Raw genomic sequence first — 24,757 nt, 5'->3', positions numbered from 1 at the left:
AGGCGGCGAAGTATCCATCCCCCGGGTGGCCGAACACAACGACGGCTAGAAACGGTATCCGAAGCTGAAGCCATAGACCCAGGGATCGACATGGGCGGTGCCCACCCTCGTGCCATCGACCTTGACCTTGGCGTCGATGTCGAGCCGCCGCGCGTCCACGGTGAACAGGAGGCGCTCGCTCAGGGCGACATCGATACCCGCGTGCCAGGCGAGGCCCCACGTATCGCCCACGTCCACGCGGGCGCCCGCCAGGGCATTCTCGCCATGGGCGCTGAAGAAATGGGTGCGGTTGATGCCGACACCGACGAACGGCGACACGACCCGATCCGGCATGAAGCGGTAGTTCACTCCCGCGACCGGCGGAAGCTGCTTCACGGACACGGCCCTGCTCCCGTCGAGACGGACATCGTGGCGGAAAGGCAGCGCCGCCAGCAGCTCCACGCTCCAGGCAGGCGTGAAACGATATTCCAGGCTGATCGTGGGCCGGCTGTCGCTGCTCGTGCTGGAACGCATGCCGGCCAACCGGCCCGTATTCGACTGCGGGCTCACCTCGTGCGCGCCCGCATGGACGATCCAGGGCATGAACGCGTCCTGCGCGATGGACACGGCGGGAAGCAGGCCCAGTACGCCGATGGCGAGGGCGGATCGAAAACTGTGCATGGAAAACTCCTTTGGCGGGGACTTCGTCAGCCCCTCGTGGACCGGTATGCGTGGAAGGCGTTTCCAGGCTATCAAGCACGTTTCGGAACGGGCGAAATCGTCAGAGGGCTGCGGCAACGCGCCTTCGCGAACAGGCGACATGGGCGTCCGTAGGCTCGATGGCTCCTCACGAGGACATCCTTCCATGAGCACAAATCCTGTCGTAGTCATCGTGGGCGGCGGCGCGGCCGGCATCGAACTGGCGACGAGGTTGGGCAAGCGGGACGACCTGGACGTCGTGCTCGTCGATCGCGACGCCAGCCATTTCTGGAAGCCGCGCCTGCACGAGCTTGCCGCAGGCTTGCTGGGCGACGGCGAAGAAGCCGTACCCTTTCTCGCGCATGGGCACTCGCACGGCTACCGCTTCGTGCCTGGCGCCCTGCTGCGCGTGGATGCCGAACGCAAGACCGTTCATCTCGACGCGGTGCGCCTGGCCCAGGACGACGAGACCATCCTCCCGCCACGCGAGTTGCGTTACGACGCGCTCGTGCTGGCCTTCGGCAGCCGGGTGAACGACTTCGGCACGCCGGGCGTGCTCGAGTACTGCGACATGCTGGACAGTCCGGCGCAGGCCATCGCGCTGCGCCGGCGCATCCTGGCCCTTGCCCTTCGTACCGCGGGCGATCCGTCCAAACGCATACGCGTCGGCATCGTCGGCGCCGGGGCCACCGGGGTCGAACTCGCCGCGGAGCTGCATCACGCGTTCAACGACATGCACCGTTACGGGGGCCTGGACTCGGCCTCGAAGCTCGATATCACCCTGATGGACATGGCGCCTCGCGTGCTGCCCGCCGTGGATCCGCGCACCTCGGAGACCGCCCGGCGCGTGCTCGAACGCATGGGCGTCACGGTGCGGGTCGGCGTGGGCGTGAACGCGGTGGAGCACGGCGCGTTCGACCTAAAGGACGGTAGCCGTGTCGCGTGCGACATCCAGGTCTGGGCGGCCGGCGTGGTGGGCCATGATTTCGTGAGCGACCTCGGTCCCTTCGAACTGTCGAGGGATCGGCGCATCGTCGTCGATGGCACGCTCGCCGCCCGGGGCGTCGCCGCGATTTATGCCATGGGCGACTGCGCCTATGCGCCCGCGTCGACCGGAGGCGACATCGTGCCACCCACCGCCCAGGCGGCGCACCAGCAGGCCGAATACCTCGCGCATGCCCTGCCCCGTGCCTTGCACGGCGAACGCGTCGCGCCTTTCGCCTACCGGTCCAAGGGAACGCTGGTGTCCCTGGGCGTTCGCCAGGCCACCGGCGAGGTGCCCTCGGGCGGCAAGGGCCATGGGGTGATATCGATGCGGGGCTGGATTGCCAAGCTGCTTTACGTGTCGTTGCAGTTCATGCACCGCGTCACCCTGCACGGCTGGGCCCGCGCCGTGGCCCTATGGATGGCCGACGGTCTGCGCAACACCACGTTGCCGCCGGTGAAGCTGCACTGAGGGCACGTTTCCGGCGGATTTCACGCACCCACCACATGGGGTCCCGTGAAGTGGCCGTGACGACCCGAGGAGTCGCGATGCCCGCCGCGCCCCTGCCCCCCGACGAAGCGCAGCGCCTGGAGCGCCTGCACGCCCTGGCGGTGCTCGACACGGCCCCGGAGCCCCTGTTCGACGCGATCGCCCGCATCGCGTCCATGGTGACCGGCACGCCGATGGCCCTGATCAGCCTCGTGGATCGGGACCGCCAGTGGTTCAAGGCCAACCTGGGCCTGGAGGGCATGGAGGAAACACCCCGCGATATCGCCTTCTGTTCGCATGCGATACGCGGCAACGATCTGCTCGAGGTCGGCGATGCCGTGTTAGACGAACGCTTCGCCGACAATCCCCTCGTGGAGGACGCCCCGAACGTGCGCTTCTATGCCGGGATGCCGATCGCCCTCGACGAGGGCTCGGGCATCGGCACGCTATGCGTGCTCGATCACGTTCCGCGCGAACTGGATCCGCGCCAGCGAGAGATCCTCACCCTGCTCGGTCGCATCACGGGGCTGGCGCTCACCCAGCGAGCCGACGCGCTGGACCGCAGCGCCAGCCTCGCGCGCGAGGTGGCCATGGAGCGTGGCTTGCGCCATACCCAGACGCGCGCCCAGGCCAACGAAGAGCTGCGACGGGTGATCGGCTCGCTGGAGAACAGCGAGCGCCGCTTCCGGCAACTCTTCCATTACAGCCTGGGACTGATCTGCACCCACGACCTCGACGGCACCCTCCTGTCGGTGAACCCCGCCGCCGCGCGCTCGCTGGGCTATCCCCTGGCCGAGCTGCTGGGCCGCCCCATGACCGACTTCATGCGCGAGGAGAACCACGCCTCCTTCGCCGCCTACCTGGAGCGCATCGCGACGCGGGGCACCGATTCGGGGCGGCTGGAGTTGCGTGCGGCGAACGGTGACCTGCGTATCTGGGCTTACCACAACGTGATCGACGACGACGACGACGATCGCTACGTGCTGGGCCACGCGCAGGACATCACCGAGCAGTCGCGACAGGAGCGCCAGCTGCGCGAGTGGTCGGTGCGCGATCCGCTGACGCACTGCTTCAACCGGCGCTACCTCGCCCAGCTCGAAGAGACGGCAGGTGGCGAGACGCTGGGTCTCATCGCCGTGGATCTCGATCATTTCAAGGCGGTCAACGATACGTACGGCCACCAGCGAGGCGACGAGGTACTGGTGGGAGTCGCGACGTTCCTGCACGATCGCGTGCGTTCGCACGATGCCGTGGTGCGGCTGGGAGGTGACGAGTTTCTCGTGGTGTTGCGGGAGGCCGACGGCGCGATGCTGAAGCAGGTGGGGGATCGACTGCGCGACGATGCCGCGGCTGCGCCCATCGCCTTTACGCTGGGGACGGCGTTCAAACGGATCGGCATGTCACTGGACGAGGCCTTGGCGACAGCGGACGGCGAGCTTTACAAAGCGCGCTCGCATCGCGCCGGACAGCCCCGCTTCCAACCCTGATGCCCGTTGCGACCGGTCTCCCACCGCTCCTGCCCCGAAAGGGTGGGAGCCGATCGCATCGGCGAATCCCGCGAAGCGTTACTTCGCCGCGTGTTCGAGCGCCTCGAAGTCCTCGTCGGACAGTTGCAACGAAGCCCCCTTCACGTTCTCTTCCAGGTGAGCCGGGTCGCCCGTACCCGGGATCGGCAGTATCACCGGCGAACGCTTCAGCAACCACGCCAGGGCCACCTCACCGTTGGACGCGTTGAGCTTCTGCGCGATGTTCGACAGCACCGAGCCTTCCTTCGCCAGTTCCCCCGCGGCCAGCGGGAACCAGGGGATGAAGCCGATGCCTTTCTGGGTGGCGTAATCCAGTACCGCCTCGCTCTGGCGATTGCCGAGGTTGTAGAGGTTCTGCACCGTGGTGACCTTGAAGAACTTCGACGCCGCTTCGATCTCCTCGACGTTTACCTCGGACAGGCCGACGTGACGGATCAGTCCCTCGTTCTGCATGTCGCGGATCACGCCGAACTGTTCGTCCCGGGGCACCTTCGCGTCGATGCGATGCAGCTGCCACAGGTCGATGCGCTCCACGCCCAGGCGGCGCAGGCTCATGAGCACGCACTGGCGCAGGTACTCCGGCCGTCCCAACGGCATCCAGATGTTCGGCCCGTGCCGGGTAAGGCCGCCCTTGGTGGCGATGACCACGCCGGACTTGTCGTACGGGTGCAAGGCTTCGCGGATCAGGTCTTCGCTGACGAAAGGCCCGTAACTATCGGCCGTATCGATGAAATTGATGCCCAGCTCGGGAACCCGGCGCAAGGTCTGCAACGCCCGGCCTTTGTCTTTCGGCTCGCCCCAGATGCCCTCGCCGGTGATGCGCATGGCGCCGAAGCCCAGGCGGTTGACCTCGAGGTCGCCGCCGATCTTGAACGTGCCGCTTGCGGATGCATGGATGCCTGACATGGTGTCGTCTCCAGTGTGATGGGGTAACCCGATCGACATGGGTACACCCCGACCCGTTTAAAGGGTGTCACGCCGTCAAAGGCGAGCGGCCACGCGTTGCACGATCTCGTCGACCGCGGGGGCGCCCGGGGTGCGATCCGACAACGCCGCCTCCAGCCGCGCGAGTTCGCCGGCCAGACCGTACGCACCGAAGACGAGGGCACTGCCACGCATGCGATGGGCCAGCGAAAGCGCGAGGTCGCCATCGCCCGAAGCGAGCGCTTCGCGAAGTTTCCCCAGGTCGGAGAGCGATTCCTTGCGGAAGACCGCGCGTGCCGCCGCGTGGTCTTCCGATCGTGCCAGGGCATCGCGCAACGCCGTCAACGACAGGGGCTTGCCCAGCACCACGTCGATGCCGGACGCCTCGCACTGGCGCACGTGGTCGTCGCCGCTGCTGGCCGACACGGCGACGAAGCGGGTGCGAATGCCGGGCATCGCGGACTCCTGCGCCCGCAGCTCCACGGCGACGTCGTAGCCGTGCATGTCGGGCAATTCGCAGTCGAGCAGCACCGCGTCGAAGCGACCCGGTTCGAACACGTCGATGGCCGCCTGACCGCGATCGACCGCCACGGTGTCGTAACCGACGTAGCGCAACTGCGCGGCGAGGATCTGCCGGTTCGCGGGATGGTCCTCCACCAGCAGTACCACGCCCAGCGGCGCATCGGCTTCCGCGGCGCCGTCGGCGGCGATGTCGGCCGGCGCGGGCACCAGGCTGGTCGGCAAGACCACGCGCACGGTCGTACCCACGCCCGCGTCGGACGACAACGCCAGCGTGCCGCCCAGCTGTCGAACGATTTCGCGGCAGATGGGAAGCCCCAGCCCCGTACCGCCCAGCCGGCGGGAAAGCCCCCCGTGGGCCTGGCCGAAGGGCCGGAAGATCTCCCGCTGGCGGTCGAGGGGAATGCCCTCGCCCGTATCGAACACCTCCACGTATACGTGGCGGATCTCCTCCACGGACGATTCGTCGACGCTCTGCCAGATCGCCAGCCCCACGTGGCCTTCGGTGGTGAACTTGACCGCGTTGCCCACGAGGTTGTCCATGACCTGGCGCAGCCGCGTCTCGTCGAGCAGCAACCACGGCAGCGGCCCCATGGGCAGGTCGAGCTTGACCGCCACGCCGCGCGCCTCGATGGCGCCGCGGTGCGCCTCGATCACGTCGCGTGCCACGGCATACGCGTCGCACGGTCCCAGGTCGGGGGTGAAACCCGAGGCCTCGTCGCGCGAGAAGTCGAGGGCGTTCTTCAGGAGATTCTGGAGGTTGCGGCTACCGGACACGGCGATGGCCAGCAGGTCGCGACGCGAACCCTCGCCCGGCATGCGGGCCAGCAGATCGACCGACGACGCCACGGCGTTGACCGCATTGCGAACCTCGTGGCTCATCACGGCCAGCAGCATGGTTTTCTGCCGTTCGCTGCGCCGCGAGGCGAGTTGCGCTCGGCGCATCTGCAACATCGCGAACAACAGCATGGCCACCAGGGCCAGCGCCAGCCCGATCTCGACGCCATAGGTGGCGAACACCTGCGAGAACGTCGGCGGGCGCAGGTAGGCCAACTGCAGCCAGCGCTCGATGACCTGCTGGTTTTCCTTCGGACCGATGCTGCGAAGCGATTTCTCGATGAGCGCCACCAGCTCGGGCTGGTCGGGGTGCGCCGCCACGCGCACCGTCACCGGAAATTCGGGTATGTCGCCGGCGACCCGCAGGCTCACCGCGTAATCGCGACGCAGGATGGGCCCGAAGGACACGTCGGCGCCGATCGCCACGTCGGCGATGCCGCTTTCGACCGCGACCAGCACCTGGTGCAGGTCGGCCAGCGGCAGCCGCCGCACCGAGGGATGCTCGCGGACCAGCCAGGCATCGTAGGCGCCGCCGCCCTTGTAGGCCACCCGGAGGCCGTCGAGGTCGCGCATGGTCAGGCGCGGCGGGCCCACCGTGCGGGCGATGATCAGCGTCCGTCCCTCGTAGATCGGCGCGGAAAGAAGCGCCTTGCCCTCGACGTCCTTCAGCATCCGGTCGTTCGTGGACGGCAGGAGGTCGACGCGACCGTCGAGGAACGCCTTCACCGAATCGTTCCACGAGGCCGTGCGCACGGCATCCAGCCTGACACCGGCCTTTTTCGCGGTCAGTTCGAGGTAACCCGAGATCAGCGGGTTGACGTTGCCGCTGGAGATCTCCGAGCCCTGCTGGGGGTCGATCGCCACACGCACCACCGGATGCGCCACCACCCAGCGGCGCAGGGTTTCGGAATCGGGCGGCGGCGCCTTGGCGCTCTCCGCGGACGGTGCGATGCAGAGGGATGCCACGAGAGCCATCCTGGCCAGGATTCTCCTCACGTCTGGCTACCACCTTGGCCGAGGATGTGCGCGCTGAGCTTGTACAGCTCGGCATCGTTGGCGATCATGAGCTTCCGATAGGCCGCGCTTTTCTGCGCGCTGATGGTCTTCACGCTGCGATCGAACTTCCTGGCGATCTCCGACACCGCCTTGCCTTCGAGAAGGCAACGCACCACCTCGGTTTCCTTGGGCGAAAGCAGGGCGAGGGACGCCGGCGCCACGGTGTGCTGTGACGACGACGACACGTAGCGCTGCCCGGTCATCACCGCATCGATCGCCTTGATCACGTCGTCGGGGTCCTGGCTCTTCGCCACGAAACCGTCGGCACCGGCCTGCAGCAATCGCTGCACGACCAGGCCTTCCTCGTGGGCGGAAACCACCAGGATCTTCACGCGCGGGTGCGCGGCGCGGATCTGCTTGACCAGGGCGACACCGTCGATGTCGTCGCGCGAGAGCGAGTAGTCGATCAGCGCCACGTCGACCGGCATGCCGGCGAGCAACGCACGGAAGGGTTTGCTGCTGCCGTGGCTGCCCACGACGATGATCGAGGACGATTTTTCGAGCTGCGCGACGAGCCCTTTCCGGACGAGCGCATGATCGTCCAGCAAGGCCACGCGCACAGAGCCGATGTAGGTTCGCGCGGACATGAGTGGACCAATTCGCTATGCGGTGTTTCGAACGTCGTCCGAATGGACGAGGCCGAAGAAACATATCGCGGGGGCACGGCATTGTAAACGCCAAGTTCACGTTTCGCGGACGCTCGTTCAGCCTGCGTCGTATCGGCCATTCGGCCAATCCCCATAAGCGGTACAGGCAAATCCCGGTGTCGTTGATACGCTTTTCCTGCCCCTCGCCGGGGCAATTCGACAGCCGACCAGGGGTAGGAAGCGGGCATGGACACTCCCAGCCGCCGTACCGACGGCAGCGCGAACACGCGCGAGCCGATTGCGACATCGCAACCGTACGTTGCCATTGGGCCGTGCGACTCGCGCTCCCTGGAGACGTTGCGCGTCGGCGTGGTGGGCCTGGGTTACGTCGGCCTGCCACTCGCCGTGGAATTCGGCAAGCATTACGCAACCCTCGGATTCGACATCAATTCCCGTCGCATCGACGAGCTTCGCGATGGTCGCGACGCCACCCTGGAAGTGGACGGCGACGAACTGCGGGCAGCGAAACTCCTCAAATTTTCCTCCGGCATCGGCGAACTGGCCGAGTGCGACATCTACATCGTCACGGTGCCCACGCCCATCGACGAGGCCAAGCGCCCCGACCTGGGGCCGCTGGAAAAAGCCAGCGCCACGATCGGCAAGGTGCTCAAGCGCGGCGACATCGTGGTGTACGAATCCACCGTATATCCCGGCTGCACCGAAGAAATCTGCGTGCCGATCCTCGAGCGCGAATCGGGCCTGAGGTTCAACCAGGATTTCTTCGCCGGCTACAGCCCGGAGCGGATCAATCCGGGCGACAAGGCGCATCGGGTTACGGGAATTCTCAAAGTCACCTCGGGGTCCACGCCGGCCACGGCCGATATCGTGGACCGGCTCTATCGTTCGGTAATCGTCGCCGGCACGCACCAGGCCAGTTCGATCCGGGTGGCCGAGGCGGCCAAGGTCATCGAGAACACCCAGCGCGATCTCAACATCGCATTGGTCAACGATCTCGCCATCCTGTTCAACAAGCTGGGCATCGACACGCTGGAAGTGCTGGAAGCCGCCGGCACCAAGTGGAACTTCCTGCCCTTCCGCCCCGGTCTGGTGGGCGGTCATTGCATCAGCGTCGATCCCTATTACCTCACCCACAAGGCCCAGCAGGTGGGACATCATCCCGACGTGATCCTCGCCGGGCGGCGCACCAACGACGGCATGGGCCCTTACGTGGCCGGCGAAGTCGTGCGCCTGATGGTGCGCAAGGGGATCAACCCGGTGAAGGCGCGCGTGCTGATCCTGGGCCTGGCCTTCAAGGAAAACTGCCCCGACCTGCGCAATACGCGCGTGGTCGACATCGTGCATGCGCTGGAAGGCTACGGCGTCGGCATCGATGTCCACGATCCCTGGGTGCAGGCCGACGAAGCCGTCCACGAATACGGTATCCGCCCGATCGACGCCCCCGAACGCGGGGTCTACGACGCGATCGTGGTAGCCGTGGGCCACGTCCAGTTCATCGAGCTGGGCCCGGACGGCATCCGCGCGTTCGGCAAGCCCGTGTCGCTGGTCTACGACGTGAAGTACGTGCTGCCGCGCGACGCGGTGGACGGTCGGCTCTGACGCGGTGATGCCATGAAGGTGCTCGTGACGGGTACGGCGGGCTTCATCGGATCGCACCTGGCCATGCGCCTGCTCGAGCGCGGCGACGACGTGGTGGGCCTGGACAGCCTGTCCGACTACTACGACGTGGGATTGAAGAAGGCCCGGCTCGAACGGTTCCGGCATCATCCGCGCTACACCCACGTGCATGCCGACCTCGCCGACCGCGCCGCGGTGGAGCAGGTCTTCGCCACCCATCGGCCCCGGCGGGTGGTCAACCTCGCCGCGCAGGCGGGCGTGCGTTACGCGGCGACGAATCCGCACGTGTACGTCTCCAGCAACGTCACCGGCTTCCTGCACGTCCTGGAGGGGTGCCGTCATCACGGGGTGGAGCACCTCGTGTTCGCCTCGACCAGCTCGGTCTACGGCGCCGACACCCTCATGCCCTTCAGCGAGCGGCAGCCGACCGAGCACCCCCTGACGCTCTACGCGGCGTCGAAAAAGGCGAACGAACAGATGGCGCACAGCTACGCGCATCTCTACGGCCTGCCCTGCACCGGCCTGCGCTTCTTCACGGTGTACGGGCCCTGGGGACGCCCCGACATGGCGCTGTTCCTGTTCACCCGCGCCATCCTCGCCGGGGAGCCCCTGCCCGTGTTCAACCACGGCCGCCACAAGCGCAGCTTCACCTACGTGGACGACATCGTCGAAGGCGTGCTGCGCGCGCTCGATCGCCTGCCGTCGGCCGACGGGCGCTGGAACGGCGACGCGCCCGACCCTGGCTCCAGCGGCGTGGCGCCGTACCGCATCTACAACATCGGAAACGAACGGCCGGTGGCACTGCTGCGCTACATCGAAGTGCTCGAGGCATGCCTCGGGCGCAAGGCGACGCTCGATCTGCTACCCCTTCAGGCCGGCGACGTGCCCGATACCGAAGCCAGCATCGCGTCGCTGCGCGAAGACACCGGTTACGAACCGCGTGTCGACGTGGAAGAAGGCGTGCGCCGCTTCGTCGACTGGTATCTCGCGTATTACGGCAGGCCGACCATGGCCGCCGCCGAAGCTCATTCGTTCATGGGAGATCACCGTGCTGTTGGATTACCTTGACCCCTCGGTACCCGACGAGCACGAGGCCGACCTCTGCATCATCGGCGCCGGTCCGGCGGGCATCGCCATCGCGCGCGCCTTCGAGGGCAGCCGCCTGCGCGTATGCCTCGTCGAAGGGGGCGGCCTCGCGGGCGAGGACAGCAGCCAGGCGCTCTACGACGGCCGCTCGGTAGGCCCCTACGCGTTGGACGCCGGCACCGCGCGCATGCGCGTGCTCGGTGGCAGTTGCACCCTGTGGGGCGGCGGCTGCATTCCCTTCGCCGACAGCGACTTCGAGCCGCGCGACTGGGTGCCCGACAGCGGCTGGCCGCTACGGTACGCCGATCTCGCGCCGTGGTACGAGATGGCCCGCGACTTCTGCCGCATCGACCCTTCGCACGATTTCGGGCCGGGCAGTTTCGACGGCCCCACCCCGCGCAAGCTGCTCGACCTCGATCCCGAAGCGATGGTCAATTTCATCTTCGCGCGCAGCCCGATCAACTTCGGCGACGGCTATCGCGAGGAGCTGCGCGCACAGCCGAACGTCACCGTGCTCCTCCATGCCAACGCGATGGAGCTGGAGGCCAACCCGTCGGCGACCGCCGTCACCGCCTTGCGCATCGGCTCGATCGACGGCCGCCGCGGCCGGGTGCGTGCGCGCCATTACGTGCTCGCCGCCGGCGGCATCGAGAACGCGCGCATCCTGCTGCTCTCCGATAAGGTGGCGCCCAACGGCCTGGGCAACGACCGCGATCTGGTCGGACGCTATTTCATGGATCATCCCAGCGGCACGATCGGCAGCGTGCATTCACCCGAACCCGATCGCCTCACGCGGCCCTACGAGCGCACCGTCGGGAAGGTGCGGGCACCCATCGCCGCCGAGATAGGCCTCGCGACCGAGGCGCAACGGCGGCACCGCATGCTCAACGGGCGCGTGCACCCCTTCGCGGTCGAAGGCGACATACCGCGCGGCATCCGCGCCCTGCGCGACATGCGGGCCGCGCTGCGCCCGCCGTCGCGCGAGGAGAGCGCGCTGCTCGAGGCCCGCCTTTGCGCCGCCCTGCAGAACGGGCCCAGTGGCGCCGTCGCGGTGCCGCAAGGCCTCGCGATAAGCGCGATGCGATTGGGCCTGCACATCGGCGACGTGATCCGCGCCGTCGGACAGAAGCTCAACGACCGCCCCACCGTGCCCAGCGATCGCGTCGACCTGGTCGGATTCTTCGAGCAGGCGCCGAACCGCGACAGCCGCATCACCCTCGGTACCGAACGCGACGCGCTCGGATTGCGCAAGGTGCAGGTGGACTGGCGCCTCGGCGACCTGGATCGCCACACCTGGCGCGCGCTCACCGCCGTCGCCGGACCAAGCCTGGCCAAGGCCTGCGGCGGGCATTTCGAGCCCTCGCCGTGGCTTCAGGAGGACGGCGCGACATCGGGCGTGCACGGTACCGCGCATCACATGGGCACCACGCGCATGGCCGAATCGCCTGCGCAAGGCGTCGTCGATCCGCACGGCAAGGTCCACGGCATGGGCAACCTGCACGTGGCCGGCAGCTCGACGTTTCCCACCGGCGGCTGGGCGTTTCCCACCTTCACCCTCATCGCGCTGAGCCTGCGCCTGGCCGACCGGCTGCGCGAGCTGCTCGGCGAGACGGGACTGATCTGAACCCCGGCGAGGCGATCGCGCACGTCGTGCGCGATGCCCGCCCCCATGCAACACGGGCTTTACACCCGAACGGCCTAGCCTTACGGCACCCGCTTCGGCACATCGACACCCGCCCACCACGCACCTAACGTGGCGACGACACCGTGGGGGACGCACCGATGATTCGCCTGTTCCGGCAACCGATCCTTCGATGGATCACCCTGCTCGCGGCCTGCGAGCTCATGTTGCTGGCGGTATCGCTGCAACTGGCCACCCTGATCCGCTTCGCGCCCGCACCGGAGGACCAGACCGCGTCCCACGGCCTGCTCATCGCACGCGCGGTCATGTTCGCGGTGGTCATCTTCCTCGGCATGGCCGCGCTGGGCGAATACCGCGCCAACCTGCGCATGAGCTGGCGCGGGCAACTCGCCCGCCACGCGATCGCCTTCGGGCTGGGCGGCCTGGCCCTCGTGGTGGGCTACTACGTGATCCCCCAGGCTTACGTCGGACGCGGCGTGCTCGGCATGGCCCTGCTCATCGGCTTCATCGCCACCGCCGCGTTCCGCGGATTGTTCATGCGCCTGGTGGAACTGGACGCGCTCAAGCGCAGGGTCGTGGTGCTGGGTGCCGGCCAGCGTGCGCAGCAGATCCACACGCGCATGCGTCGCCGCTCGGATCGCCGCGGTTTCTGCCTCGTCGGCTACGTGCCCGGCGTTAACGAAACGCCGTTGGTACCGAGGGAGTTCCTGATACCGCGCGAGGCGTCGCTCGCCGAACTCGCGCGCCGCGAGCGACTGGACGAGATCGTCGTCGGCGTGGACGATCGCCGCGGCAGCCTGCCGATGGAAGACCTGCTCGCCTGCCGCCAGCTCGGCGTACAGATCACCGACCTCACCACCTTCGTCGAGCGCGAGGCCGGTCGCGTGCAGCTGACCATGCTCGACCCGTCGTGGCTCGTGTTTTCCGGCGGCTTCAACGCCTCGCCGCTGGCGCTGTTCGTCAAACGCGCCTTCGACATCGGCGCCTCGCTGGCGATCGCCCTGCTCTGCTGGCCGATCATGCTCGGCGTGGCGCTCGCCATCCGCATCGAATCCGGGCGCGGCCAGCCGATCCTCTACCGCCAGGAACGCGTCGGCGAGAACGGCGCCACGTTCTGGCTGTACAAGTTCCGCAGCATGCGCACCGACGCCGAGATGGACGGCGTGGCCCGTTGGGCCTCGGCGAAGGACGACCGCGTGACCCGCGTCGGCCGCATCTGCCGCAAGCTGCGCTTCGACGAGCTGCCGCAGCTGTGGAACGTGGTCCGCGGCGACATGAGCATCGTCGGCCCGCGTCCGGAACGCCCCCAGTTCGTGTCCGACCTGGAAACCAAGATCCGTTTCTACGGCCTGCGCCACAGCATCAAGCCGGGCCTCGCCGGCTGGGCGCAGCTGAGCTATCCCTACGGTGCGTCCGAAGAAGACGCCGCCGAGAAGCTCAAGTACGACCTCTTCTACGTGAAGAACCACAACCTGTTCCTCGACCTGGTGATCCTGATCGAGACGGTGGAAGTGGTGCTGTTCGGTCGTGGCGCCCGCTGAGTCAGCGCGGCGCGTGCGCGCTGGCCACGTGCAGCGGCTGCCAGGGCGAGCTGTACCAGTCGGTGACGGTACCCTTTTCGAAACCGACCCACGACGCCCCGTATTCCCAGCGTTCTTCGCCCCGGCGCGTGGGTTCGCCTTCGACACCGCGCACCTCGTCCATCGACATGCCCAGGCTCAGCCGACCCTCGACCGGCGCGTCATTCACGGGCGCATTGACGTCTCCGGTATCGGCGACCGTGTCGACGGACGGTTTCGTTCCGGGCGACAGCAACGGATACGCCAGTGCGATCAGCGCGACCACCGCGAGCGGAACGAACAACCTCGGCATGCGTTGCCGACGTTCGGCCACCGGCGCCTTCACCGGTTCAACGGAAGCGGAAACCGCCATCGGCGTACGCACGGGAGCCGCGCCGAATCCCGCGCCGGGCAGGCGGCCGTGACGACGATGAAATGCCATGGCCGCGTCGTACTGCGCGATGATGCGCTGCAGGCGCGAGGCGGCCAGCTTCTGGGCACGGGGACCGCGGCGGCGATCGGGATGCCATTGGCCGACGTAACGGCGATACGCCAGGCGAAATTCGTCCAACGAGCAGTCCGGCCGCAGGCGCAGCTTGCCGTACAACTCGAGGAAGTCGGTTTCGTCCGTCACGTGCGAGGCCCCTGCACGTTCGCGTGCACCCATGCAGCGTGAACCACGCATTCACGAATGACAAGTAGGCCTTTTGGAGGAAATCATGCGCTTGAACGTGTTTCTTGCCGCGATGGCGATGGCGTCGCCCACGCTGGCGGCCACGCCACCGCCCGCGCTGGGCGGCCATGTTTTCCTGGGCCAGGCCGAAGGTCTCGGCGAAAACCCGGCCGTGACACCGGGCGTCGGCACGCATGAGAACGGCAGCGTCTTCATCGTGTTCAACGCCGGCTACGCCAGCAACGATGCCCGGCCGACCGACACCTACGGCAACACCTGGAAACCGCTGGGCAAGCCGGTAACCTACGAGGGATACGACGCCTTTAACGTCAAGGCGTATTACGCCATCGGCGGCAAGGGTGGTCCCGAACACCGCGTCAGCCTCGACAAGCCCGGCAACGCCCGCGGCGAGCTGTCGCTACCCTTCGTGGAAGTGATGCACGCCACGCGGGCGCCGCAGGTGGTGCAGGTGTATGCCCCCCCGTCCAGCGAGGTGACCAGCGGCAAGATCACCGTGGACGGCCCGGCCACCCTGCTGGCGTTCTGGTGGGGCGATGGCGGCGTCAAGCGCATGAGCGTCACGCCCGGCGACGGATTCACCACCATCGACGAATTCACCCGCCTGCCCGACGAGAGCGGCGTGCAGGGCGTGGTGGCATGGAAGCAGGTGGACACCGCCGGCACCTACGACGTGTCGTGGAAAGTGGAGCCCGCGCAGGGCGCGTCGCTGTGGATCGTCGCCATTCGCTAAAGGACATAGCGGGTGCGAGCGACGGTTGTCCGCTTCCGGACAGCGAAAGCCCGGACGGATGCGGCATGCGTCGCGCCGTGGGCGCCAGGGTGTCCGGTTCCGTCCGATTATGGACACTCGCGCCTACAACCACCGGCCTATTTTCCGAAGCAAACCAACACGATACCTTGATACCTCGATACCACTTCCGGCTTTGCCGGTGAGCGATGGAGGCTCACGGATGGTCAGGGAGGGGAGCCCTACGGAGCCGAAGGAAGCTCAGGGATCACAGGAAGTGACCGGCATGCGGGAGTGGTATCGAATGGCAAGGAGAGCCTTCAGGGCCCCGGCCTCCGCAAGGAGGAGGCCGGGGCCTAAGGCAGGATGCTTTAGAACGTGACGCGCATACCGAGGTTGGCCGTCCAGCCGCGTACGCCGTAGCTGCCGACGAAGCGCTGGTAGCTGCCCTCGCCGTAGAGCTGGATGTTTGGCGTGACCTGGCTGGTGGCACCGGCCGCCACGCGAACGGCGTTACCCACGCGGCCGGACGTGAAGCGATCGCTCAGGTTCCACGCTTCGCTGCTGACATCCACCGACGGATCGCCGTTGCTCGTGTGGGTGAGATCTAGCCTCGCGTAGGGCATCAGGCGTGGATTGGCAATGCGACTGATCAAGGCGCCGATGCGTACGCTGGTCTGGCGGGCGTTGCCCAGGTCGACCGCGAGGCCGTCGGCATCGGTGAATCGCTTGAAGTTCACCGTCTGATACTTCACCTGCGCGTGCGGCTCCACGATCCAGTCGCCGCCGAGCGCGAACGGCTTGCCGACCTCCGCCGACAACGTGCGTCCCGCCGCGCGAAGGCGGGCCATGTTCGAACCGCGCAGGTCGGTGGCGACGTCGCCACGGAAACGCTGGCCGGCCACGATCGCGTCGAGCCACCAGCCGCTGCCGGCTTGCCATGTAATCCAGGCGGTGACGCCGGTGGCGCGGTATTTCGCGGAGCTGTCGCCGTCCACGGCGTGCGGCGAGACGCGCGTGGTGCCATGGTCGGCCGCCCAGCCAGCGCGCAGCGTGCCGCTGTCGTTATCCAACGAGATCAGGCCGGCGCCGACCTGCAGCGCGTTGACCTGCTGGTCGAAGTCATAGCCGTAGTTTTCGAAGGAGCGATTGGATGAATAGCGCGACTGGCCGCCGAGATAACGGGCGAACGCTTCGCCACCGATCGGTTGGCCCGAGTCGCCACTGCGGATCTCGCCCAGGCGCTGGCGCAAGCCGTCGTTGAGCATGTCGCCGTAGGTGAGCAATGCGGCCGGTGCCGAGAGGTAAGAAGGCAACTGCGGCACCACGGCTTCGCGCTCCACCGGCGGGGGCGGCGGCGGGGGCGGGGGCGGCGGGGGCGGCTCGCAATCGTCGCCCTCGCACGGCGGCGGCGGCGGCGGCGGGGGCGGCGGCGGCGGGGGGTTACAGCCCTCGGTGGTGCACAGCGTGCTTCCGAGGCGGTAATCCCAGTTGAGCGAACCGCTGGCCAGCGCGTTCTGCGACGCGTCCGTCTGCCCCGGGCCGAACGCATGCAGCGTGTACTGGTACGGTCCGGCGGCGACGTAGCCACCACGAAGCGCGAACGCGTCCGCGCGCGAATTGCCGGCCACCTGGATCAGCGAAATGCCTTCGTTGGCATCGGTAGCACCGTTGCCGTTCGTGTCCGTGGCGTCACCGTCGCCATGGGCGACCACCTCGACGAAGGTGGGGGCCGTCGTCGTCACGTTGCCTTCGATCAGCAGGCGATCGGTCGACTGGGCGGAGAGCGGTCCACCCGCGTTCATGTCGGTCTGGAAGCGCAGGAGTCCATTGCCGCCCGAGAAATCGCCGTGCACTGTCGCCGAAACGTGCGTCCCACCCTGCGCGGACTGGAATGCGAGGGTCGAGGACGAAAGCTCCAGCGAACCCACGTCCGAATCACCGGTGACGTCCCAGGTCGAGTCGTCCTGCAGGGTGAGCGCCCCTACTTGGCTCATTCTGCCCGTGGCGGACGACGCCCCATTCATGGCGATGTCGAAACGCCCGCCGTCGGATACCATGTCGCCCACGATGTCGCTGGCATCGATCAACAGGTTCGTATTGCCGTTCGCCGCCGTCCGCACGGCGACGCCGTCGCCACCGGTGACACTGGCGTTGTTCGTTAACGCGATCGTGGCGACGGTGGGATTCGGATTGCTTACCGAGCCCACGACGATGCCGGACCCGGTCTGCGCGGTCACGGACGAGCCGTCGATGACGAGCGTGCGTCCTTTCTGCTCCTCCGGCAACCGCGTGCCATCGGTAATGGTGATGCCATTGGCGCCTCCGTTCACGACGGAGCCGCCCATGACCTCGAGCCGCCCCGTGGAGAACACAATGCCGCTGCCCGAGATGCCGTCGACTCGGGACCCCTGGTCGATATGCAGCAACCCACCGCTGGCGAGGAAGGCGCCGTCCTGGGCTCCGCTCAACTGGGATGCGTTGACGGTTGCCGAAGCCTGCACCGCATCGGCCTCGGCATGCAGCAGCGACAGCGCCCTCCCACGGGTATCCGTGACGCGCGACCGTTCGATGATTAGGTTGGCGCCGCTGCCCATGCCACCGGTCAACCGGATGGCCGCGTCGCTCAGGATGACGGGGTTGGTATCGGCCGTGACTTCGCCGCCAACGATGCTTATCGATGCGCCCGATGAGCCGATGATGTGCCCCGTCGCGCCGCCGTCGACGACTTGAAGTGTTGCGAAATTACTCACACTCCAGTTCACCACCGGGGAGCCGGGACCCACCTGCGCCGATTGCCCGGGACCTGCAATCGAATCGGCCCTGGCCATTTGGCAGGGCAGCGCGAGCGAAATCATCGTCAGCAGATAGACAGGCGTGCGCGACTGCGGTGAGCAGTTCGTCTGGCTCATCGTGAGTGTCCTTTTTTAATGATTACGACAGGGAGTCGAGCGCGTGGCGCCACTTGGCTGACCGCACGCGGACAGCCGAGGGCTCGAAACGAGCCGCACTTGAAACATCCAATGACACCACGATCAAAGGCGCCCCGGAATGAGGCGTAGTCCTAAAAACGGGAAACTTCATGGGACGATCCTCCATTCCGCGTCCTTGACTGCGGTCGGATGTCGGGGAGACGGCGTACTTCGCGGCATGAAACGGTTCCGGCGTTTCCTGTCACGACGATGTGTAGCTAGCCGACGAATCGTGAAAACACGGTGAATTGCCGATCATGATGGCGATTTACGGCACGTTTCGCGCCGTGCGCGAATGCGCTTGCCGATTTCAACCCGACGACGCCTACGACCTCAGCCCTATTCCGAAGCCTCGTCGACGGACCTAACCTAAGCGTTCCTCAGCGTCTTCCGACGCGTCGCAGGAACACCCACGGAGCAACACGACAAAAGGAGTCCGTCATGGCAAAGCAGTTTTCCTCACCCACCGTAAGCGTCCGGCGACAAGGCTCGGCACGTGCCGACGGCCTGTGGCAGCAGCCGACAGTCACGCTGAAATCCAAGGGAGCGCTGGCCCTCGCCATCAACCAGAGGGCGCTTCGCAATGGCACGTTCGCGCGAGTCGACCTCGACCCGGCCATTCCCGTCGCCCGGACCATCACCGGTGACTTCAACAACCCGAACGAGCCGAAAAAAGTCATTCCGGTGGACATGGCGGACGGCGTGGTGACGGTCACCTGTCCGAAGGTCGAAAACACGCAACCGGACGACGACGCCTACGCGATCGTGGTGACTCCCGGTCAGGATCCCGAAAACCCGACGGAAGATTTTCTCGCCGTGAGCGACTTCGTCAAGTCGGGCGATTTCACCGGCGACATCCAGATCAACCTGGATCTGTCCCAGTTGGGCGTGGCCGATGGCGACGATCGCCCCTTCGATCTCTACGTAGGCCAAGGTGGCGAGATCAGCAATCCGTTCATTTCCAACGTGTATCGCTTCCGCATCGACAAGCGCAAACCGGGAGCCAACGCCGAAGACCTGGGCCACGTCGTGCTCCCCGACGAATACCTGAGGAACGGCGTGACACGAGCGCAGATCGAGGCGGACGATGGCTTCGACGTCAAAATCGTCGCGTACAAGGATCACGCCATCGACGACGACGTCTCCGTCGTCTTCACCAAGAGCGACGGAACCACCGTGGAGTTCAAGGGCGGCCGCTTGCCACCGAACGGCACGGTGGCTCTCAAGATTCCGATCGACTTCTTTCTCGCGAACGACATCGACGGCCGGATCGACATCGCGCCGAAGGCCGTGGACGTCGCCGGAAACATGCGCACCGGCCTCATCCACTCCGTCGACACTTTGATCTCGGGTGCGCCCTCCGGCTTTCAGCAGATCCTGGTTCCGCTGCACGACGACGGCCTGATCGACCTCGAGGACGCGCGCACGCCGCCCGAATTCATCATTCCGTATTACACGACCCCCCTCGTGGGCGACCGCGTCCGCGTCATCATCACCCGCGGCACCATCGTGGAGCAAATCACGCTGCCCGTCGTTGTGGGCGCGGATGGCGACCCGGTGGCCTCGGGCGAGATTCCGACCGAACTCATCGTCCAGCTCGGCGCGGACACCGACGGACGCTTCAACTTCGTCATCGACTACCAGCTGCTGCGCGGCAATTTCACCATTCCTGTGAACCTGCCGAAGACCATCGAATGCGATCTGCGCGCTTCGGGATGGCAATCCGAACTGCTCAAGGGCGTGGTCCGTGGCCCGAACAGTACCGTAGACGACGTGATCGTACCCGAGGATTCGGCCGGCCCACTCTTCGCCACCATCCCGCATTTGGTGAAGGACGGCACCGAGGCATTCCAGACGAACGACAGCATCTCGCTGTTCCGGGCCAACCAGGACGGCAGCAATCCCGTGCTCATCGGCACCGCCACGTCGGCCACGGCGGAAGAAGATCTCACCTACCCCGTTCCCGCCGGCTCGTTCAACGACGGTTCGAACTATGTTTACTACGAGAATCGGCGTAACACGGGGGATGCCGTCAACACCGAGCGCTCGCCGACCTGGGTGGTAACGGTCACGTCGAGCGACCGCGTACCCGGGGCGGGCAAGCCGATTCCCGTGTCGATCTGGCTCTATCGCGACGCACGCCAGCGCATTGTGGAGGGAAAGCCTGGTGGTGCCCAGCCGTCGATGAACTACCGTCGTTCCCATGGCAATACCAACGATGGAATCCAGTATGCGGGCGTGATCCTCCGCGTATATCACTACGCCAACATGGCGGCGAACGACAGGATCCTCATGACGGTGAACGGGTACAACAACCGCTTCGCCAGCGGTACGCCGGCGTTTACCGAAACCCTGGATGAATACGTGGTATCCGCGGCCGATGCGGGTGGCAGCAAGACAACCGCAATTCCCGAGGACTTGCTGAAAAATGAATTGCCCCCGTTCCCCCAGCTGTCCCCACCGACGAACGAGGAATCCCGTTTCGCAGACCTCAAGATTCCTTACGAGACCATCCAGCGCCTCACGAGCCCTGAAGACCACGCCGGCGTAGGCTCCATCAAGGTGAGCTTCACGGTCACCAATGATGCCGGCACCGGGGAGTCCGACCCGGCCAGCGAGATCTATCTCGACGTCGACGCCCGCGCGCCGGGTGGCTGATCGATCCCGCCACGAATCACCTCAGGACGACGTGGGCCACCCGTGCGATACGGGTGGCCCCGACCCGCATAAGGAGCAGAACCATGCAGACGGATCTGGCATCCCTGAGAGAAAAGGGAGCCGTCAAAGCAACGCTTTCCCCTCCCCGTTACGCCAAGGACTCGTTCGATCGCGGCATCAATCGCTTCGTGGTGTCGCAGGACCCAAAACACGCCGTATTTTTCACGGGACCCTTCGGTAATCTCGAAACGGGGGACGTGTTGCACCTGTTTATCGGCGACGACCTCGTGCCGCTCGCCAGCCTTCCCGTCGGGCCTGCCCAATCCAACAGGGAGGTGGAAGTACAGGCACCAGCGGGACAGCTTCTACGCTACGTCCAGGACAACAGCACCGCCCGGGTCGACATCTGGTACGCGATCGTGCGGCAACTGGAAGCCCTGGAATCCGAACGCCTGGCAGGCTACCTGGTCGACTTCGCCCCGCCGGGAGGTATTCCGGTCTTCGGCGACCCGTCGTACGTCAACACGAAGCTCGCCCCGATTCCCGAACTCCTCGCGCCCATCGCGGCCAACCAGGATCTCGTGATGAACGTGCCGGCGTGGGAGAACATGACGGCGGGCGACCGACTGTTCGTCCGCTGGGGCAGTGCGCTGCAAGGGCCCTTCGATATTCCCCAGACGCAGGTAGGTCGCCCCGTCCCGGTAATCATACCGTGGTCGGTCATCCAGACCACCGACGGCGGCATCGCCCGGGTGGACTATTACATCCTCGACGTCGTCAACAACCATTCCTTCTTCTCCAAGGCCGAAGTGATCGACGCCGGTGTGGAACGGCTTCCCGCGCCCATACTCGTCGACTATTCGGACGGCATCATCGACCTGGACAAGGTGGGCGCGAACCCGGTTCGCGTACTGATCACGTATAGCGGAATGGTACCCACCGACCAGGTTACGCTTATCGTCGACCGCATCAACGCCGATGGCGCGGCGCTACCGTCTTTCACGGTGACCGGATCGGGCAGTGCCGTTCTCTTCCTCGACATTCCCAATGCGATCGTCGCCGCCATTCCCAATGGCCAGCTGACTTGCCGCTACGACGTAGCCGGCGCTCCCGTACGACACTCCGAAGCGACCGTCGCCAAGGTCAAGGGCGCCGCGACGGGGCTGGCTCCGCCGAACACACCGGAATTTCCCGATTTCGTCATCGACCCGGCAAAGCTCTCCGCTTCGGGTTTGCTGGTCGACATTCCTCGCTATCCGTTTCTCAAGGACACCGATCGCATCACCTTCACGTCGACCTTCACCAAGGAAGGCGTGACTTACACCGATGTGCAGAACCGCAACGGAAGCGACTTCGCCGGGGCATCCTCGCTCAGCATCCGCGTTCCGTCGGACAAGGTCAGGCCCGCAGCCGGCGGCGTGGGCACGTTGATCTACACCGTGGTGACCGCGGAACAGGTCAGCATCCCTTCGCCAACGCGGCCACTCACCATCATAGCGGCGGGCAATGGCGCCGACAGGGACCTCGATTTCGAGTTCGAGGCGATCAGGTACATCACGCCAAATCCCATCGATCAATCCTTGACGTTCTCATCCGCCGGGGAAGATGTCATGACGGCGACGTTCCTCCGGGGATTCCTTCACGACCCCGCCGTCAAGATCGGCATCGACCAGATCTCGTTCTCGGCACAACCGGGCAAATACGAGGGCAAGGTGTTGTACCTCAGTGCTCCCCAGTTCGGGGGTAAGGAAGTCCGCATGGTGCTCCACATGCCGGTCGGATGGACGACGGTCAGCTTCTATGCCACCTCGGTCGACAACGAAGCGACGGTCGAATACCAGAACGTGGACGGAACGCCTCTTCACGACCACCTGATCCGTCTCAAGCCGGAAGGCGTGAGCAAGGCGCACTTCGTGACATTCACCGATCCGGGGATGCGCATCCGTCGTATCCAGATCCATTGCAAGGATGTCATCCGCCTGGATTTCTTCAAATTCAGGGGCAGGTCGTGACGCGAACCGAGGGATACCTTCAACCAACGGGGCGCGCGCGCTGACACGGCGCCGCCTGGAGGAGACTTTCACCATGCCGCAACCACTGGCGCCACCGCGCATCCCCGGCGCGCCCGACGGAAACATCGGCATCGCCGACGTGCTCTACGGCCCCGGCATCGTGGTGCCGGTGGAAACCGGCGCGATCGCCGGGGCGGCCGCGGGCGATATCTTGTCGCTCTACATCGACGACGAGGCCTTGCCCGTCGTCGAAACCCCGATCGCCGTGGCCTCGTCCGACTGGCCGTGTCACGTCATGCCCCTGCCCGCGGGCATCTTCGCCGATCGGGAGGACGGTCCATTCACGATGACCTACCGCTGGCGATCCGCGGGCGGCGAGGAAGCGACCTCCGAACCGGGGCAGTTTCACCTGGAGCGCACCGCCCCCGGCAGCCCGGGCCAACCCATCGGCACCTGGACGAATCCCGACCTGCGTCCCGCCCGCATCGAGCCCAACCCGGTACCCGATCCCGGCCCGGACGGCCAGGCGTCGGTTACCGTCACCATCGATCCGTGGACCAATGCCGCGGCGGGCGACGTGGTGTCACTGCAATGGCATCGCACCGTCATGCGCGGACAGCCGCTCACCAAGGAAACGGCCGGTCGACCCATAGTCTTCATCCTCGGGCACGATGCCCTGCTCGACATGGGCCTGGGCTCGCTGCAGGCCACCTGGTGGGTGGAGGACACCAACCGCAACTGGTCGCTGAAGGCCCCTTCCGTGCCCGTCGACGTGCAGATCGACGCACCCGGCTCGCTGCCCAAGCCCGAACTGGTGGGTATCGCCGAGGGCGTGCTCGACATCACCGGCATGGGCGACACCTCGCTCGTGGTGCGCGCACCGTTCTACCCGGGCCTGGCGAAAGACCAGCAGGTCACCATGCACTGGGTGGGCACCGACGCCGAGGGCGTCGTGCACCGCTTCGACAGCGAACCCTTGACCGTTACCTGGCCGGTCTACGACCTGCCCTTTACCGTCGATTTCGATGACCTGGAAGTCCTCGAAGACGGCGGCACGCTAGCCATCTCCTACTCCGTGGACCCGATCGACGGCGTGTCCACGTCGGCCCATGCGCGTTATACCGTCACCGGCGTGGTGGAACTCCCCGCCCCGCTCGCTACCGACGATGCGAACGCGGACGACACGCTGGACTTCGAAACGGAGATTCCCGAATTCGGCGCCACCTTCGTCGTGCCGAAGGAGGCCAAGCACGCCTTCGGCGATGTCGTGACGTTCCATTGGGACTTCAGCGCCGACGGCATGGAGCCGGTCACGAAGACCGCCACGCGCGAGGTGTCCAAGGCCATGGCCGGCAAGGACCTGCCCTTCGAGCTGCCCTGGGATGATCTCTCCCCTTTCGCCACCGGCATCCTGCGCATCCACTACACCAACCTGCGCTTCAAGGACGGCGAAGGTGCAGCCCCCGTCGCCTCGGCCGTGCGCGAACTGTCGCTATCGGGAAAGCTGCTCGTCCTGCCGAATGTGCCGCAGGCGACCGGAGAGGGAGGCACGCTGCTCACCCATGACGACTACTACCGTATGTCGTCGCTCAGCGTCGAGGTGCCGGCCTACGAGGGCATGGCAGCCACCGATACCGTTTACGTATCGTGGAAGGGTGGCTACCCGAAGCCTTACGAGACGGATGCCCGCGCGGTCGGCACGGTCGGCCCGCAGACCTTCACCATCCCCCGGTCGGAGGTGCTCGACGTCATCGGCGGCGAAGCCACGATCCGCTACTACGTGCGCAAATCGGCAGACGGCCCGTGGTCGCTGTCGGAAGCCTTCCGGCTGAAGGTCCAGGCGCAGCCGATCGCGCTGTCGGCGCCCACGTTCGAGCGCACGCCCACGGGTTGGACGGTGACCGTCACCGCACCGCCGCTGGCGTCGGGCGACGCCGTGAGCGCGCGTGTCGCGGGCGTGGCCGACCGCGATACCTCGCCGCAGGCCTCCATGACCGGGGATACGCTCGACCTGCTCATCCCCGACGCATGGCTCACCGAAAACGCCGGACAAGCGATCTACGTGAACTATTCGGTCGTCAGGCCGTCCCTGGGCACGCAGTACATCTTCTCCAAGGTCACGCGCTTCGACGTGCCCGCCGCGTGACGTCTCCACCCACGACAAGGAGGTC

The 24,757-nt window shown here is 66.3% G+C and carries 16 protein-coding genes; 10 read left to right on the top strand and 6 right to left on the bottom strand.

The window, feature by feature from the left end; all coding sequences use genetic code 11:
- Nucleotides 1-45: 45 nt before the first annotated feature.
- Entirely contained in the window at nt 46-660 is a 615-nt protein-coding gene (locus tag JNG39_RS05895; protein ID WP_368310226.1) for an OmpW family protein, read from the bottom strand.
- Between the two features lie 184 nt (nt 661-844).
- On the opposite strand from JNG39_RS05895, the gene JNG39_RS05890 reads away from it, so the two are divergent.
- Together JNG39_RS05890 and JNG39_RS05885 are read left to right on the top strand one after the other, a co-directional pair.
- Nucleotides 845-2,134 carry an NAD(P)/FAD-dependent oxidoreductase gene (locus JNG39_RS05890; protein ID WP_368310225.1) on the top strand — a complete coding sequence of 430 codons (1,290 nt, stop codon included), beginning with the start codon at nt 845-847 and terminating at the stop codon, nt 2,132-2,134.
- A gap of 77 nt (nt 2,135-2,211) precedes the next feature.
- Nucleotides 2,212-3,639, top strand: a complete 1,428-nt coding sequence (locus JNG39_RS05885; protein ID WP_368310224.1) for a diguanylate cyclase — start codon at nt 2,212-2,214, stop codon at nt 3,637-3,639.
- Between the two features lie 78 nt (nt 3,640-3,717).
- Here the strand turns inward: JNG39_RS05885 and JNG39_RS05880 are convergent, their stop codons facing one another.
- The 3 genes from JNG39_RS05880 to JNG39_RS05870 form a co-directional block, all read right to left on the bottom strand.
- The gene (locus JNG39_RS05880) at nt 3,718-4,584 is read right to left on the bottom strand and encodes an aldo/keto reductase (protein ID WP_368310223.1); all 867 of its coding nucleotides are present in this window, start codon (nt 4,582-4,584) and stop codon (nt 3,718-3,720) included.
- Nucleotides 4,585-4,659: 75 nt separating this feature from the next.
- Nucleotides 4,660-6,924, bottom strand: a complete 2,265-nt coding sequence (locus tag JNG39_RS05875; RefSeq protein ID WP_368310222.1) for an ATP-binding protein — start codon at nt 6,922-6,924, stop codon at nt 4,660-4,662.
- 26 nt (nt 6,925-6,950) lie between these two features.
- Complete coding sequence (locus tag JNG39_RS05870) at nt 6,951-7,601, bottom strand: response regulator (RefSeq protein WP_368310221.1); 651 nt, start codon at nt 7,599-7,601, stop codon at nt 6,951-6,953.
- Between the two features lie 348 nt (nt 7,602-7,949).
- Between JNG39_RS05870 and tviB the strand changes: the two genes are divergently transcribed.
- From tviB to JNG39_RS05850, 4 genes are all read left to right on the top strand, one after another.
- Entirely contained in the window at nt 7,950-9,218 is a 1,269-nt protein-coding gene (gene tviB, locus JNG39_RS05865) for a Vi polysaccharide biosynthesis UDP-N-acetylglucosamine C-6 dehydrogenase TviB (protein ID WP_368310812.1), read from the top strand.
- A 12-nt stretch (nt 9,219-9,230) separates the two neighbouring features.
- Nucleotides 9,231-10,304 (top strand): NAD-dependent epimerase, encoded by a 1,074-nt coding sequence (locus JNG39_RS05860; protein WP_368310220.1) that lies wholly within the window; start codon nt 9,231-9,233, stop codon nt 10,302-10,304.
- Nucleotides 10,285-11,946, top strand: a complete 1,662-nt coding sequence (locus JNG39_RS05855; RefSeq protein ID WP_368310219.1) for a GMC oxidoreductase — start codon at nt 10,285-10,287, stop codon at nt 11,944-11,946. The genes JNG39_RS05860 and JNG39_RS05855 overlap by 20 nt, the downstream gene beginning before the upstream one ends.
- Before the next feature lie 158 nt (nt 11,947-12,104).
- Nucleotides 12,105-13,505, top strand: a complete 1,401-nt coding sequence (locus tag JNG39_RS05850) for a TIGR03013 family XrtA/PEP-CTERM system glycosyltransferase (protein ID WP_368310218.1) — start codon at nt 12,105-12,107, stop codon at nt 13,503-13,505.
- Nucleotide 13,506: 1 nt separating this feature from the next.
- Here JNG39_RS05850 and JNG39_RS05845 read toward each other — a convergent pair whose 3' ends face one another.
- On the bottom strand, nt 13,507-14,157 hold the full coding sequence (locus JNG39_RS05845) for a J domain-containing protein (protein ID WP_368310217.1): 651 nt from the start codon (nt 14,155-14,157) through the stop codon (nt 13,507-13,509).
- A gap of 91 nt (nt 14,158-14,248) precedes the next feature.
- Here JNG39_RS05845 and JNG39_RS05840 point away from each other — a divergent pair, with 91 nt between their 5' ends.
- A complete protein-coding gene (locus tag JNG39_RS05840; RefSeq protein WP_368310216.1) occupies nt 14,249-14,947 on the top strand; it encodes a hypothetical protein in 699 nt (232 codons plus the stop codon).
- A gap of 368 nt (nt 14,948-15,315) precedes the next feature.
- Here the strand turns inward: JNG39_RS05840 and JNG39_RS05835 are convergent, their stop codons facing one another.
- Nucleotides 15,316-17,856: an autotransporter outer membrane beta-barrel domain-containing protein gene (locus JNG39_RS05835; RefSeq protein ID WP_368310215.1), complete on the bottom strand. Its 2,541-nt coding sequence runs from the start codon at nt 17,854-17,856 to the stop codon at nt 15,316-15,318.
- Nucleotides 17,857-18,357: 501 nt separating this feature from the next.
- Between JNG39_RS05835 and JNG39_RS05830 the strand changes: the two genes are divergently transcribed.
- The 3 genes from JNG39_RS05830 to JNG39_RS05820 all read left to right on the top strand — a co-directional run bounded on the left by JNG39_RS05830 (nt 18,358) and on the right by JNG39_RS05820 (nt 24,732).
- On the top strand, nt 18,358-20,574 hold the full coding sequence (locus JNG39_RS05830; protein ID WP_368310214.1) for a hypothetical protein: 2,217 nt from the start codon (nt 18,358-18,360) through the stop codon (nt 20,572-20,574).
- An 83-nt stretch (nt 20,575-20,657) separates the two neighbouring features.
- Nucleotides 20,658-22,586 (top strand): hypothetical protein, encoded by a 1,929-nt coding sequence (locus JNG39_RS05825; protein WP_368310213.1) that lies wholly within the window; start codon nt 20,658-20,660, stop codon nt 22,584-22,586.
- A gap of 73 nt (nt 22,587-22,659) precedes the next feature.
- Entirely contained in the window at nt 22,660-24,732 is a 2,073-nt protein-coding gene (locus JNG39_RS05820; RefSeq protein ID WP_368310212.1) for a hypothetical protein, read from the top strand.
- The last annotated feature ends 25 nt before the right edge of the window (nt 24,733-24,757 follow it).

The sequence above is a fragment of the Luteibacter sp. CQ10 genome, from assembly GCF_040900725.1.
GTDB lineage: Bacteria > Pseudomonadota > Gammaproteobacteria > Xanthomonadales > Rhodanobacteraceae > Luteibacter.
This window is presented reverse-complemented; position numbering and strand designations above follow the sequence as displayed.

Coding starts and splice junctions, on each gene's coding strand:
- JNG39_RS05895 (WP_368310226.1), bottom strand. CDS start 660: ATGCACAGTTTTCGATCCGCCCTCGCCATCGGCGTACTGGGCCTGCTT.
- JNG39_RS05890 (WP_368310225.1), top strand. CDS start 845: ATGAGCACAAATCCTGTCGTAGTCATCGTGGGCGGCGGCGCGGCCGGC.
- JNG39_RS05885 (WP_368310224.1), top strand. CDS start 2,212: ATGCCCGCCGCGCCCCTGCCCCCCGACGAAGCGCAGCGCCTGGAGCGC.
- JNG39_RS05880 (WP_368310223.1), bottom strand. CDS start 4,584: ATGTCAGGCATCCATGCATCCGCAAGCGGCACGTTCAAGATCGGCGGC.
- JNG39_RS05870 (WP_368310221.1), bottom strand. CDS start 7,601: ATGTCCGCGCGAACCTACATCGGCTCTGTGCGCGTGGCCTTGCTGGAC.
- JNG39_RS05860 (WP_368310220.1), top strand. CDS start 9,231: ATGAAGGTGCTCGTGACGGGTACGGCGGGCTTCATCGGATCGCACCTG.
- JNG39_RS05850 (WP_368310218.1), top strand. CDS start 12,105: ATGATTCGCCTGTTCCGGCAACCGATCCTTCGATGGATCACCCTGCTC.
- JNG39_RS05835 (WP_368310215.1), bottom strand. CDS start 17,856: ATGAGCCAGACGAACTGCTCACCGCAGTCGCGCACGCCTGTCTATCTG.
- JNG39_RS05830 (WP_368310214.1), top strand. CDS start 18,358: ATGGCAAAGCAGTTTTCCTCACCCACCGTAAGCGTCCGGCGACAAGGC.
- JNG39_RS05825 (WP_368310213.1), top strand. CDS start 20,658: ATGCAGACGGATCTGGCATCCCTGAGAGAAAAGGGAGCCGTCAAAGCA.
- JNG39_RS05820 (WP_368310212.1), top strand. CDS start 22,660: ATGCCGCAACCACTGGCGCCACCGCGCATCCCCGGCGCGCCCGACGGA.